Source organism: Streptomyces sp. ITFR-16 (genome assembly GCF_031844705.1).
Classification (GTDB): domain Bacteria; phylum Actinomycetota; class Actinomycetes; order Streptomycetales; family Streptomycetaceae; genus Streptomyces.
Window position 1 is genome coordinate 2,332,513 of record NZ_CP134609.1, and the last position, 12,578, is coordinate 2,345,090.

12 protein-coding genes are annotated in these 12,578 nt (G+C 71.9%); 5 read left to right on the forward strand and 7 right to left on the reverse strand.

Features of this window, described 5'->3' with window-relative positions; translation table 11 throughout:
• Positions 1-19 precede the first annotated feature (19 nt).
• The 4 genes from RLT58_RS10225 to RLT58_RS10240 all read left to right on the forward strand — a co-directional run bounded on the left by RLT58_RS10225 (position 20) and on the right by RLT58_RS10240 (position 3,752).
• A complete protein-coding gene (locus RLT58_RS10225) occupies positions 20-1,024 on the forward strand; it encodes a zinc-binding dehydrogenase (RefSeq protein ID WP_311310082.1) in 1,005 nt (334 codons plus the stop codon).
• Positions 1,025-1,117: 93 nt separating this feature from the next.
• Positions 1,118-1,690 carry a CDP-alcohol phosphatidyltransferase family protein gene (locus RLT58_RS10230; protein ID WP_311310083.1) on the forward strand — a complete coding sequence of 191 codons (573 nt, stop codon included), beginning with the start codon at positions 1,118-1,120 and terminating at the stop codon, positions 1,688-1,690.
• Positions 1,687-2,547, forward strand: coding sequence for a phosphatidate cytidylyltransferase (locus tag RLT58_RS10235; RefSeq protein WP_311310084.1), 861 nt, complete (start codon positions 1,687-1,689; stop codon positions 2,545-2,547). The genes RLT58_RS10230 and RLT58_RS10235 overlap by 4 nt, the downstream gene beginning before the upstream one ends.
• On the forward strand, positions 2,547-3,752 hold the full coding sequence (locus tag RLT58_RS10240) for a lysophospholipid acyltransferase family protein (protein ID WP_311310085.1): 1,206 nt from the start codon (positions 2,547-2,549) through the stop codon (positions 3,750-3,752). Before RLT58_RS10235 ends, RLT58_RS10240 begins: the two co-directional genes overlap by 1 nt.
• A 122-nt stretch (positions 3,753-3,874) precedes the next feature.
• Here the strand turns inward: RLT58_RS10240 and pruA are convergent, their stop codons facing one another.
• On the reverse strand, positions 3,875-5,506 hold the full coding sequence (gene pruA / locus RLT58_RS10245) for an L-glutamate gamma-semialdehyde dehydrogenase (RefSeq protein WP_311310086.1): 1,632 nt from the start codon (positions 5,504-5,506) through the stop codon (positions 3,875-3,877).
• Between the two features lie 38 nt (positions 5,507-5,544).
• Positions 5,545-6,471 (reverse strand): proline dehydrogenase family protein, encoded by a 927-nt coding sequence (locus RLT58_RS10250; RefSeq protein ID WP_311310087.1) that lies wholly within the window; start codon positions 6,469-6,471, stop codon positions 5,545-5,547.
• A gap of 183 nt (positions 6,472-6,654) precedes the next feature.
• Here RLT58_RS10250 and RLT58_RS10255 point away from each other — a divergent pair, with 183 nt between their 5' ends.
• Complete coding sequence (locus tag RLT58_RS10255) at positions 6,655-7,797, forward strand: PucR family transcriptional regulator (RefSeq protein ID WP_311310088.1); 1,143 nt, start codon at positions 6,655-6,657, stop codon at positions 7,795-7,797.
• 38 nt (positions 7,798-7,835) lie between these two features.
• Here RLT58_RS10255 and RLT58_RS10260 read toward each other — a convergent pair whose 3' ends face one another.
• The 5 genes from RLT58_RS10260 to ilvN form a co-directional block, all read right to left on the reverse strand.
• Positions 7,836-8,360 (reverse strand): hypothetical protein, encoded by a 525-nt coding sequence (locus tag RLT58_RS10260; RefSeq protein ID WP_311310089.1) that lies wholly within the window; start codon positions 8,358-8,360, stop codon positions 7,836-7,838.
• Positions 8,357-8,962, reverse strand: a complete 606-nt coding sequence (locus RLT58_RS10265; RefSeq protein ID WP_311310090.1) for a TetR/AcrR family transcriptional regulator — start codon at positions 8,960-8,962, stop codon at positions 8,357-8,359. Before RLT58_RS10265 ends, RLT58_RS10260 begins: the two co-directional genes overlap by 4 nt.
• A 91-nt stretch (positions 8,963-9,053) precedes the next feature.
• The gene (gene serA / locus RLT58_RS10270) at positions 9,054-10,646 is read right to left on the reverse strand and encodes a phosphoglycerate dehydrogenase (protein ID WP_311310091.1); all 1,593 of its coding nucleotides are present in this window, start codon (positions 10,644-10,646) and stop codon (positions 9,054-9,056) included.
• 276 nt (positions 10,647-10,922) lie between these two features.
• Positions 10,923-11,924 (reverse strand): ketol-acid reductoisomerase, encoded by a 1,002-nt coding sequence (gene ilvC / locus RLT58_RS10275; protein WP_311310092.1) that lies wholly within the window; start codon positions 11,922-11,924, stop codon positions 10,923-10,925.
• 106 nt (positions 11,925-12,030) lie between these two features.
• Positions 12,031-12,558: an acetolactate synthase small subunit gene (gene ilvN / locus RLT58_RS10280; protein ID WP_148020972.1), complete on the reverse strand. Its 528-nt coding sequence runs from the start codon at positions 12,556-12,558 to the stop codon at positions 12,031-12,033.
• Between the last annotated feature and the right edge of the window lie 20 nt (positions 12,559-12,578).

Below are 12,578 nucleotides of genomic sequence, written 5' to 3' on the forward strand. Positions count from 1 at the left end.
CCTTCCTACGGTCACTGCCATGACGACGACACGCACGGCCCGCGCCTTCCACCTCACCGGCCGCCCCGACGGCTTCCCCACCCCTGACCTCTTCTCGCTGGTCGAGAGCCCGGTCCCCGAACCCGGCCCGGGTCAGGCGCTGGTGGAGAACCTCCATCTCTCCGTCGACCCGTACCACCGCGAGGAGATGGACAGCGGCTGGGATCTGTACACCCCGCTGGAGGGCCGCGCGGTCGGCCGGGTCACCGCCTCCCGCGACCCAGGCCTCGCCGAGGGCGACCTCGTCTTCCACCGGCAGGGCTGGCGCACCCACGCCCTGGTCACGGCCGGCACCTCGGGCACCCGCCGGCTCCCGTCGTACGAGGGGGTGCCGCTGACCGCCCACCTCTCGATCCTCGGCGGCACGGGCCTGACCGCCTATGTCGCCCTCACCCGCACGCTGGAGTTCCGGGCGGGCCAGGACCTGTTCGTCTCGGCCGCCGCGGGCGGGGTCGGCACGGCGGCCGGCCGGATCGCGCGGGTCCTCGGGGCCGGGCGGATCATCGGCAGCGCGGGCTCGGCCGCGAAGGCCGCCCGGCTGACGGGGGATCTGGGCTTCGACGCGGCGTTCGACTACCACGACGGACCGGTGGGCGAGCTGCTGGCGAAGGCGGCGCCGGACGGCATCGACGCGGCCGTGGACAACGTGGGCGGCGACCATCTGGCGGGTGCGATCTCCGCGATGCGGGACTTCGGCCGGATCGCCTGGGTGGGCGCGATCGCCCAGTACCACGCGGCGGACCGCCCGCCGGCCGCCCCGCGCAACCTGTACGACGTGGTGGGCAAGAGCCTGCGGCTGGAAGGCGTCCTGGTCCGCAACCACCTGGACGCCCAGGCCGAGTTGGAGGCCCTGCTGGTCCCGCATCTGCGCAGCGGCGCGATCACCCCTGACATCACGGTGACCGAAGGATTCGAACGGACCGTGGACGGCTTCCTGGGAATGCTGCGCGGCGAGAACACGGGCAAGATGCTGATCCGCGTCTGAGACCGGTCCGGCGGCCGGGGCCCGCACATACTCAGCCGTACATGAGTACGCAGCCCGTGTCGAAGGAACGTGCGACGCACGACAGTTGCACTCATGAACGGCCTCTACGCTCTCAAGCCCTGGTACGCGGACCGGCTCTCCGGCGTCCGCGCCTCCCTGGTCCGCCACGAGGTGTCGCCCGACACCCTCACCGCGGCCGGAGTCGTCGCCGCGACCGGCGCGGCGGCCGCGCTCGCCTGGCTGCCCGCCGGTCCCGCCGCCCTCCCGGTCGCCGTGCTGCTCGCGGCCCGGCTCGCCTTCGCCAACCTGGACGGCGCGCTGGCCCGCGACACGGGCCGCACCACCCGGCGCGGCGCGGTCCTCAACGAGCTGGGCGACCGGGTGGCGGACCTGGTCGTGCTGGCCGGCTTCCTGGCGCTCGCCCCGCTGTGGCTGGTCGCGGTCACGGCGCTCGCGGCGACCCTGCCGTCCTGGGTGTCGCTGGCCGGGGCCGCCGCCGGGGCTCCCCGGCGCAACGGCGGTCCGGTCGGCAAGACCGAGCGGTGCCTGCTCGTCGTGGTCGCCGCCGCGAGCGGCTGGGCCGTACCGGTACTGATCGTGATCGCCGCCGGTTCGCTGCTCACCGCGGTGCTCCGGCTGGCCGGGCTGTGGCGGGAGCCGGCATGAGCGCCGTACTGATCGCCGAGGAGGCGGCGGCCCGCGCCCTGCCGCTGGTCGCGGGCGTGCTGGGGGCGGGCGGGGTCGCGGTCGCGGTCCTGCCCCCGAAGGTCCGGATGCGGGCCGAACTGCGCAGGCGGTGGCGGACCTGGGCGCTGGTCGCGCCGGTCTTCCTGGGTGCCTACTTCCTGGGCGGCGGCGGGACGTACGCCCTGGCGGCCGGGCTCGGGGTGGTGGCGGTGAGCGAGTTCGTCCGGATGGCGGGGCTGCGGCGCGGCGACCACCTGGTGCTGGCGACGGCCTCGGTGGCCCTCCCTGCGCTCGCCTGGCTGGCGCCGCACGTACTGGACCTGCGCGCGGCGGCGCTGCTGCTGGTCGCGGCGGCGCTGCCGCCGGTGCTGGGCGGGGACGACCGCACCGGTTTCACCCGGACCGCGCGCACCGCGTTCGGGCTGCTGTGGATCCCGGTGGCGCTGACGGGCCTGGTGACACTCGGCGAGACGGCGGTAGCGGTGGGCCTGGCGGTGGCGCTCGGCGACGTCGGCGCCTGGTGCGGGGGCACGGCGCTGGGCCGGCGCGGCCCGCTCGCCCGGCCGCTTTCGCCGCTCTCGCCGAACAAGACCTGGGCGGGCGTCCTGGGCGCGGCCGTCGCAACGGGCCTGCTCCTGCTGGTGCTCGGCGAGTTCGGCCTCCCGCTGTGGGGCGCCGTCGTCGGCGGCTGCGTCCTCGGCGACCTGATCGAGTCGATGGTCAAGCGCGAGTCCGGGGTGAAGGACGCGGGCAGCTGGCTGCCCGGCTTCGGCGGTCTGCTCGACCGGATCGACTCCCTGCTGGTGGCCCTCCTCCTGGCGATGGTGATGACGTGATGACAACCCTCGTACGCACCCCCGGCCACCGGGTCCTCCCGGTCCGCTCCCGGGTCGCCGCCGCACTCCGGCGCGGGCTGTGGTGGGGCGTGCTCAGCCTCACCGGCGGCGTCGAGCGGCGCGGCCGGCTGCCGCGCGGCGGCTGTGTGGTCGTCGCCAACCACTCCTCGCACGCGGACACGGCGGCCCTGCTCGCCGCGCTCGACGCCCGGCACAGCCCGGCGATCGGGGCGGCGGCGGACTACTGGTTCGCCTCTCCGTGGCGGCGGCGGATCTGCCGCAGGCTGGCGGCCGGCTTCCCGGTGCGCCGGGGCGGCGGCGGGATGGCCGATCTGCTCTCGATGGCCGGTGAGCTGCGGGAGGGCCGGGCGGTCGTGCTGTTCCCGGAGGGCACCCGGGCGAAGGACGGCGCGCTGGGCTCCTTCCACCGGGGCGCACTGGTCCTGGCCGAGGAGGCGGGGGTCCCCGTCGTGCCGGTCGGGATCGCGGGCACGGACCGGCTGCTGCCCAAGCACGGACGGCTGCGCTCCTCGCTGGTGCGGGTCACGATCGGTGCGCCGCTGCCGTCGTCGGTCACCCCGGAGGAGGCGCGCGACGCGGTGCTGGCGCTGCACACCCGTACGGCCGCCGAGCCGCTGCGGGACTCCGCCGCCCGCCGGCGGGTGGCGGCCGTGGTCACCTCGCGCTGGGGGCTGCCGCTGGCGTTCTGCTGGGCGTTCGCGGAGGCGCTGAGCTGGCCGCTGATGCCGGAACTGCTGCTGGGCGTCGTATGCGTGGCGGTGCCGCGCGCGGCCCTGAAAATGTCGCTGGGCGCCCTCGCGGGCAGCCTGGCGGGCGGCCTGCTCGCCCTGCACCTGGCCTCGGCGGGCGTCCATCCGCCGGCGCCGCTGACGACGGACCGGATGCGGGCGGAGGTCCGGCAGGAACTCGCGCTGGAGGGCGCCTCGGCCGTACGCCACCAGCCCTGGAACGGCGTCCCGTTCAAGGTGTACGGCGCCGAGGCGGGCCGCGCCGGAGTCCCGGCGTCCGACTGGCTCACCGCCTCGGCGGCGGCCCGCGGCTCGCGCACCCTGACGGTGGGCCTCGCCTTCGCGGGCTTCGGCCTGCTGATGCGCCGCCACCGCCGTCACTACGACCGGTATCTGGCGCTGCTGGCCGGCGGCTTCGCGGCCGGGCTCGCGCTGATCGTGCACGGCTGGGGCTGAGCCGGCGCGCACACGGAAACCGGCGCGCACATGGAAACCGCCTCCCGGCCGGCAGGGGAACCGGTCGGGAGGCGGGAATCGTGGCGGGGCGCCGGGAGGGCGGCGCCCCGCGGGGGCCACCCTCAGCCCTGGTGCGGGTAGGTGTAGTCGGTCGGCGGGACCAGCGTCTCCTTGATGGCCCGGGTCAGGGTCCAGCGCTGGAGGTTCTGCGGGGCGCCCGCCTTGTCGTTCGTACCCGAGGCACGGCCGCCGCCGAAGGGCTGCTGGCCGACGACGGCACCGGTCGACTTGTCGTTGATGTAGAAGTTGCCCGCGGCGTACCGCAGCTTCTCCATCGTGTACGCGGCTGCCGCGCGGTCGTTGGCGATGACCGAACCGGTCAGGGCGTAGTCGGAGACCGACTCCATCTGCTCCAGCATGGCGTCGTAGTTCTCGTCCTCGTAGACGTGGACGGCGAGGATCGGGCCGAAGTACTCGGTCGTGAAGACCTCGTTCTCCGGGTCGGAGCACTCGATGACGGTCGGGCGGACGAAGTAGCCCACCGAGTCGTCGTAGCTGCCGCCGGCGATGATCGTGCAGCTCGGGTCGGCCTTGGCCCGGTCGATCGCGGCCTTGTTCTTGGCGAACGAACGCTCGTCGATGACGGCGCCCATGAAGTTCGACAGGTCGGTGACGTCGCCCATGGTGATGGAGTCGACCTCGGCCGCGAACTTCTCCTTGAAACCGGCGTTCCAGATCGAGGCCGGGACGTAGGCGCGCGAGGACGCCGAACACTTCTGGCCCTGGTACTCGAAGGAGCCGCGGGTCAGCGCGGTCTTGAGGACGGCGTGGTCGGCGGAGGGGTGCGCGACGACGAAGTCCTTGCCGCCGGTCTCGCCGACGAGCCGCGGGTAGGTGCGGTAGTTCGCGATGTTGTTGCCGACCGTCTTCCACAGGTGCTGGAAGGTGGGCGTCGAGCCGGTGAAGTGGATACCGGCCAGGTCGCGGTGGTTGAGCGCGACCTCGGAGACGGCGATGCCGTCGCCCGTGACCAGGTTGATGACGCCCTTGGGCAGCCCGGCCTCCTCCAGGAGCTGCATCAGCAGCACGGCGGCGTGGGTCTGCGTCGGGGACGGCTTCCACACGACGACGTTGCCCATGAGCGCGGGGGCGGTGGGCAGGTTGCCCGCGATGGCTGTGAAGTTGAACGGCGTGATCGCGTAGACGAAGCCCTCCAGCGGGCGGTGGTCCATGCGGTTCCACACACCGGTGGAGTTGGCCGGGGGCTGCTCGGCCAGGATCTGGCGCGCGTAGTGCACGTTGAAGCGCCAGAAGTCGACGAGCTCGCAGGGGGTGTCGATCTCGGCCTGCTGGGCGGTCTTGCCCTGGCCGAGCATCGTGGAGGCGGCCAGCGTCTCGCGCCAGGGGCCGGAGAGCAGCTCGGCGGCGCGCAGGATGATGGCCGCGCGGTCGTCGAAGGCCATCGCGCGCCAGGCCGGGGCGGCGGCGAGGGCGGCGTCGATCGCGTCCTGCGCGTCCTGCTCGGTGGCGCCGGCGAACGTGCCGATGACGGCCTTGTGGTTGTGCGGCTGTACGACGTCGACGCGCTCGCCGCCACCCATCCGCTTCTCGCCGCCGATGGTCATCGGCAGGTCGATCGGGTTCTCGGCGAGCTCCTTGAGCTTCACCTCCAGGCGGGCGCGCTCCGGGGAGCCCGGGGCGTAGGAGTGAACCGGCTCGTTGACCGGCGCGGGGACCTGGGTGACAGCGTCCATGGGTTCCGTTGCTCCTTCAGTAGAGGGGTTCGGGGGGCTCAGCCCTTGGTGAGGACGGAGCGGCCGAAGAACAGCAGGTTGGCCGGCTTCTCCGCGAGGCGGCGCATGAAGTAGCCGTACCAGTCGGTGCCGTACGCGGTGTAGACACGCATGCGGTGGCCCTCGGCCGCGAGCCGGATGTGCTCGTCGCTGCGGATGCCGTACAGCATCTGGAACTCGTACTCGTCGAGCTTGCGGCCGGCCTTGCGGGCCAGCTCCTGGGCGATGGAGATCAGGCGCGGGTCGTGGGACCCGATCATCGGGTAGCCCTCGCCCTCCATCAGGGTCTTGAGGATGCGGACGTACGCCTTGTCGATCTCGGCCTTGTCCTGGTGGGCGACGGAGGCGGGCTCCTTGTAGGCGCCCTTGACGATGCGCACGCGGCTGCCGGCGTCGGCGAGGCGGCGGGCGTCCTCCTCCGTGCGGAACAGATAGGCCTGGATGACGCATCCGGTCTGCGGGAAGTCCTTCCGCAGCTCCTCGTGGATGGCGAACATCGAGTCGAGGGTGGTGTGGTCCTCGGCGTCCAGGGTGACCGTGGTGCCGATCCCGGCGGCGGCCTCGACGACCGGGCGGACGTTGGCGAGGGCCAGCTCGTGGCCGTTCTCCAGCGCCTGGCCGAACATCGAGAGCTTGACGGACATCTCGGCCCTGGTACCCAGTCCGAGTTCCTTCAGCCGGCCGATGAGCTCCAGATAGGCGTCGCGCGCGGCGGCGGCCTGCTCGGGCGTGGTGATGTCCTCGCCGACGACGTCGAGGGTGACCTCCAGGCCCTTGCCGGCGGCGTCCTCGATGACGGGGACGACCTGGTCGACCGTCTCACCGGCGATGAAGCGGTCGACGACCTGCTTGGTGCCGGGCGCGGCCGAGATGAACCGGCGCATCTTGTCGCTGCGGGACGCGGCGAGAATCACGGGACCCAGCACGGGGCACCTCCACGGAAAGTACGGACGAAAGCCGTACCGCGGCTCTATGACGAACATAAGCGGTACAGCACGGAGAACCACCGTGAAATCTAGGGATCACTCCGATCCTGTGCCATCGACAGCTGTCACGCATCCGTGCCCTGGATCTCAGACATATGTCTGAAGGGGTGCGAGAATGGCCGGGTGAAGGGCGATTACCAGGAGCCGGTCGACGAGATCTCCGCGCTGCTCGGCGTCCCGGCGACGCTGGAGAACCGGGACTTCGGCCTGGTCGCCTTCGGGGCGCACGACAGCGACGACGACACGGCGATGGACCCGGTCCGCACCCGCTCGATCCTGACCCGCCGCTCGACCCCGGCGGTCCGCGCCTGGTTCGAGAACTTCGGCATCACCCGCGCCACGGGCCCGGTCCGCATCCCGGCCGCCCCGGAGGCCGGTGTCTACCGGGACCGCATCTGCCTGCCGGTACGCCATCGGGGTGTCGTGCTCGGTTACGTGTGGCTGCTGGACGCCGACCCCGGGCCGACCGACCAGCAGCTCGACGCGGCGATGGACGTGGCGGCCCGGATCGGCGCGCTGCTCTCCGACGAGGCGCGGGCGGGCACGGACCTGTCCCGGGAGTTCGGGGCGGTCCTCACCGCCGGGCGCGGCTGGCAGCGCGACATGGCGGTGGCCGCGCTCGCCGAGGCGCTCGGCCCGGACGCGGAGGGGCTGCACACGGTGGTGTGCGTGACCCCGTGGCCGGACGACCCCCCGTCGGCGCGCACGGTCCCGTCGGCGTCGGCGCTGTCCGGCGCCCCCTCCCCGGGCCGGGCGGGGCCGCCGGCCCTGGCCGCCCTGGTCCGGCTGCGCTCGCACGACGTCCTGGATCCGGCGCTGACCGCCGCCGCCCGGCTGCGCACCACCGCGGGGACGGGCGCCACCGCCGGGATCGCGGTGCCGCGCCGCGGCCTCGCGGAGCTGGCCGACGCCTGGCACGAGGCCTCGGCGGCGGCCCGGGCGGCCGGGGCGGAGACCCGGTTCGGGCCGGTCGCCGAGTGGTCGGCCATCGGCCCGTACCGGCTGCTGACCGCGCTCACCCCGGACATCCCGCCGGACCACGCGGTCCGCCCGCTGCTCACCCCGCCGCACCGGGATCTCGCCCGCACCGCCGAGGTGTTCCTCGACTGCGCGGGCCAGGCGTCCCGGACGGCGGCCGAGCTGGGCATCCACCGCCAGACGCTGTACTACCGCCTGTCCCGGGTCCAGCAGCTCACCGGCCTGGACCTGAACGACGGCGAGGACCGGCTCCTGCTCCACATGGCACTGAAGGCGTCCCGGCTGTGAATCGGCCGGCCCGGCAGACGCCGGTTCGACGACACGCCCTAGAGCCAGGAGGGCGGGTCGGGGGCGACGACCGGGCGGTCGCTGACGACCGCCGCCATGACCAGGGGCGCGTCCCCGTCGCTGCGCCCGACGCTCACCCCGACCCAGCGGTCCTGTCCGGGCAGCGGACCCCAGGCGGCGAGGTCGCCGTAGCAGTCCTGGCGCAGGAGCGCCTCGAAGAGCGGCGGCACCGCGTCGCCGTCCTGCTCCAGAAGGAGCGCGACATGCACGGCCACCTGCCGGTGAGGCCCCCAGCGGGACTCCAACTCCGCGACGAGGGAGGCGAGTCGGGCCTCGGCGGCCTCCTCCGCCTCGTCCCACTCGGCGCCGCGCAGGCCCTCGGGGTCGCTCTCCCAGAGCGGCACGATCCGGAAGCCCTCGCCCTCGCTCGCCACCCACTCCCCCGTGGCCGGGTCGCCCTCGGCCACCGTCGGCCCGGTGGCGGGCAGTGGTGAGGCGAGCAGGGCGTCGATGTCGGCGACGGCCCGTACGAGGTCGAAGGGCTCGCCCGCGCGGACGGTCATCGCGCGCCCTCGCTCGTGGGCGTCCGCCCCTCCAGTACCGCCTTCAGCCCGTCCGTCAGATCCTGCGCCGAGGGTGCCGTGTCGCTGTCCATCAGCCACTGGACCATGACACCGGCCAGCAGCGCCTGGCAGAAGAGACCGGCCACCCGCGCCCGCTCGGGGTCGGCCTCGGGGTCGATGCCGAGCATGTTCTCGGCGAGCCCGTCCCGGCCCTCGCGCTGCGGGCCGGCCAGGGACTTCTTCAGCTCGGGGTCGGAGTCGATCCGCGAGATGACCTCCATCTGGAGCTGCCAGACGGCCCGGGTCTGCTCATAGCTGCCGATCACCCGTTCCCAGGTCTCCCGGAACTGGTCGAGCGGTGCGGCCGGCACGGCCTCCGCGGCCTCGGCCTCCCCGCCCTCCTTGGTCAGCACATCGCCCCACTCCTCCGTCACCTTGAGGAAGGCGAGGTTGAGCAGGGCCTCCTTGGAGCCGTAGTGGTAGCCGATGGAGGCGAGGTTCGTCCCCGACGCCGCCACGATGTCGCGCGCCGTCGTCCGGGCGTACCCCTTTTCCAGCAGGCAGCGCTTGGCGCCTTCGAGCAGATCCTCACGATGTCCCATGACAGCAGCGTACCCGGCATGCAGACGTTTGTGTAAGACGCGTGTCTACATACCGGGTACGGAAGGTGCCGAAGGGATCGGCGGCCGGGGCTCAGTCGGTGAGGTTCACCGAGCGGGCCGAGGCCGCGCCGATCTCGGAGGAGATCTCGGCCAGCACCGACGGCGGGACGTCGTCGTCGACGGTGAGGACGACCAGCGCCTCGCCGCCCACGTCGGCCCGCGAGACCTGCATGCCCGCGATGTTCAGTCCGGCCTCGCCGAGGATCTTGCCGACCGCACCGACGACACCGGGGCGGTCCTCGTACCGCAGCACGACCATGTGGTCGGCCAGCGCCAGGTCCACGTCGTGCTCACCGATCGCGACGATCTTCTGGAGGTGCTTGGGGCCGGCCAGCGTGCCGGAGACCGCGACCTCCTCGCCGCCCGCCAGCGTGCCGCGCACGGTGACCACGTTGCGGTGGTCGGGCGACTCGGAGCTGGTGGTGAGGCGGACCTCGACGCCGCGCTCCTGCGCGAACAGCGGGGCGTTGACGTAACTGACGGTCTCGTCGACGACGTCCTCGAAGACGCCCTTGAGCGCGGAGAGTTCGAGCACCTTCACGTCGTGCTGGGTGATCTCGCCGTAGACCTCGACGTCGAGGCGGGCCGCGACCTCGCCCGCGAGCGCGGTGAAGATCCGGCCGAGCTTCTCGGCGAGCGGCAGCCCGGGACGCACGTCCTCGGCGATGACGCCGCCCTGGACGTTGACCGCGTCCGGCACGAGCTCACCGGCGAGCGCGAGCCGCACGGACTTGGCGACCGCGATGCCCGCCTTCTCCTGGGCCTCGTCCGTGGACGCGCCGAGGTGCGGGGTGCAGACGACCTGGTCGAACTGGAAGAGCGGGGAGTCCGTGCAGGGCTCCTTGGTGTACACGTCGAGACCGGCGCCGGCGACCCGGCCCTCCTTGAGGGCGGAGGCGAGCGCCTCCTCGTCGACGATCCCGCCGCGCGCGGCGTTGACGATGCGCACCGAGGGCTTCACCTTGTGCAGCGCCTCGTCACCGATCAGGCCGAGCGTCTCCGGGGTCTTGGGGAGGTGCACGGTGATGAAGTCGGAGACCTCGAGCAGCTCGTCCAGCGAGAGGAGCTTGACGCCCATCTGCGCGGCGCGCGCGGGCTGGACGTAGGGGTCGTACGCGACGATCTTCATGCCGAAGGCCGACATGCGCTGGGCGACCAGGACGCCGATGCGGCCGAGGCCGACGACACCGAGGGTCTTCTCGCTCAGCTCGACGCCGGTGTACTTGGAGCGCTTCCACTCGCCGTTCTTCAGGGCGGTGTTGGCCTGCGGGATGTTGCGCGCGGTGGCGACGAGCAGACCGCAGGCGAGCTCGGCGGCGGTGACGATGTTGGAGGTCGGTGCGTTCACGACCATCACGCCGGCCTTGGTGGCCGAGGAGACGTCGACGTTGTCCAGACCGACACCCGCACGGGCGACGACCTTCAGCTTCTTCGCGGCGGCGATGGCCTCGGCGTCGACCTTGGTGGCGGAGCGCACCAGGATGGCGTCGACATCAACGATGGCGGGGAGGAGCTCGGCGCGGTCCGCGCCGTTGCAGTGCCGGATCTCGAAGTCCGGGCCCAGGGCGTCCACCGTGGCGGGCGACAGCTCTTCAGCGATGAGTACGACAGGTTTCGAGCTCACGTGAGTCCTCACAGATCCAGTGCGGACGGCCGTCCCGACGGCCGCAGGCGGTGGAGGGGCTTGCCGCGTGGAAGACGCACGACACTGTGGGCCTGACGCGTGTATGTGTGGAGAAGTGTAGTCATGCGCGAGGACGCATACTGCGCCCCGTTGGAAGGATCACCCACATGAGGCTGGACGACTTGTACACACGTACGACGCCGCCTCTTCCAGCGGTGAAGCAGGGCGGAAGCCCGAAGGGGCGGATCCGGGGATCCGCCCCTTCGGGCCTCGGTGTTACGCGTCCTCGTCGTTGACCCAGCTCATGAGCTTGCGCAGCTCGCGGCCGGTGGTCTCCAGCAGGTGGTCGCTGTCGGCCTTCTTGTACTCGTTGTACTTGGGCAGACCGTTGTGGTACTCGGCCATCCAGTTCTTGGCGAAGGTGCCGTCCTGGATCTCGGCGAGCACCTTCTTCATCTCGGCCTTGGTGGCGTCCGTGATGATGCGCGGGCCGGTGACGTAGTCGCCCCACTCGGCGGTCTCCGAGATGGACCAGCGCATCTTCTCCAGCCCGCCCTCGTACATGAGGTCGACGATGAGCTTCAGCTCGTGCAGGCACTCGAAGTAGGCGATCTCCGGCTGGTAACCGGCCTCGGTCAGGGTCTCGAAGCCGGCCTTGACCAGGGCGGCGGTGCCACCGCAGAGGACGGCCTGCTCGCCGAAGAGGTCGGTCTCGGTCTCCTCGGTGAAGGTCGTCTTGATGACGCCGGCGCGGGTGCCGCCGATGCCCTTGGCGTACGACAGGGCGAGCTCCAGGCCCTTGCCCGAGGCGTCCTGCTCGACGGCCACGATGCACGGGACGCCGCGGCCCTCCTCGTACTGCCGGCGGACCAGGTGACCCGGGCCCTTGGGGGCGACCATGCAGACGTCGACGTTGGCCGGCGGCTTGATGAAGTCGAAGCGGATGTTCAGGCCGTGGCCGAAGAACAGCGCGTCGCCGTCCTTGAGGTTGTCCTTGATGGACTCCTCGTAGACCTGGGCCTGGATCGGGTCCGGCACCAGGATCATGATGACGTCGGCCTCGGCGGCGGCCTCGGACGGGGTCACCACGCGCAGGCCCTGCTCCTCGGCCTTGGCCTTGGACTTGGAGCCCTCGTGCAGACCGACACGGACGTCGACACCCGAGTCGCGCAGCGACAGCGCGTGGGCGTGGCCCTGGCTGCCATAGCCGATGACCGCGACCTTGCGGCCCTGGATGATGGACAGGTCGGCATCGTCGTCGTAGAACAGCTCGGCCACTGGGTCTTCTCCTTGGTGTGCAGGTGTTGCGTCCCACCGTACGGCGGGGTGCGTCAGATACGTGTGCGGGTCTCGCCATACGAGCGGTAGGGCGGATCCCGGGTGATTACGCCGTGCGGTCGAGAGCGCGCAGGGACCGGTCGGTGATCGAGCGCGCGCCACGTCCTATGGCGATGGTGCCGGACTGGACGAGCTCCTTGATGCCGTACTGCTCCAGCATCTTGAGCATCGCCTCCAGCTTGTCGGCTCCGCCGGTCGCCTCGATCGTGACGGCCTCGGGGGAGACATCGACGGTCTTGGCACGGAACAGCTGGACGATCTCGACGATCTGGGAGCGGGTCTCGCTGTCAGCGCGCACCTTCACCAGGACGAGCTCGCGCTGGATCGCAGCGGCCGGCTCGAGTTCGACGATCTTCAGGACGTTGACCAGCTTGTTGAGCTGTTTGGTCACCTGCTCCAGGGGCAGGTCCTCGACATTCACGACGATGGTGATGCGGGAGATGTCGGGGTGTTCGGTGGTGCCGACCGCGAGCGAGTCGATGTTGAAGCCGCGGCGGGAGAACAGGGCCGTGATCCGGGCGAGGACACCGGGCTTGTTCTCGACCAGGACGGAGAGCGTGTGCTTGGTGGACATGGAAGTCGGTCTCTCTCTGT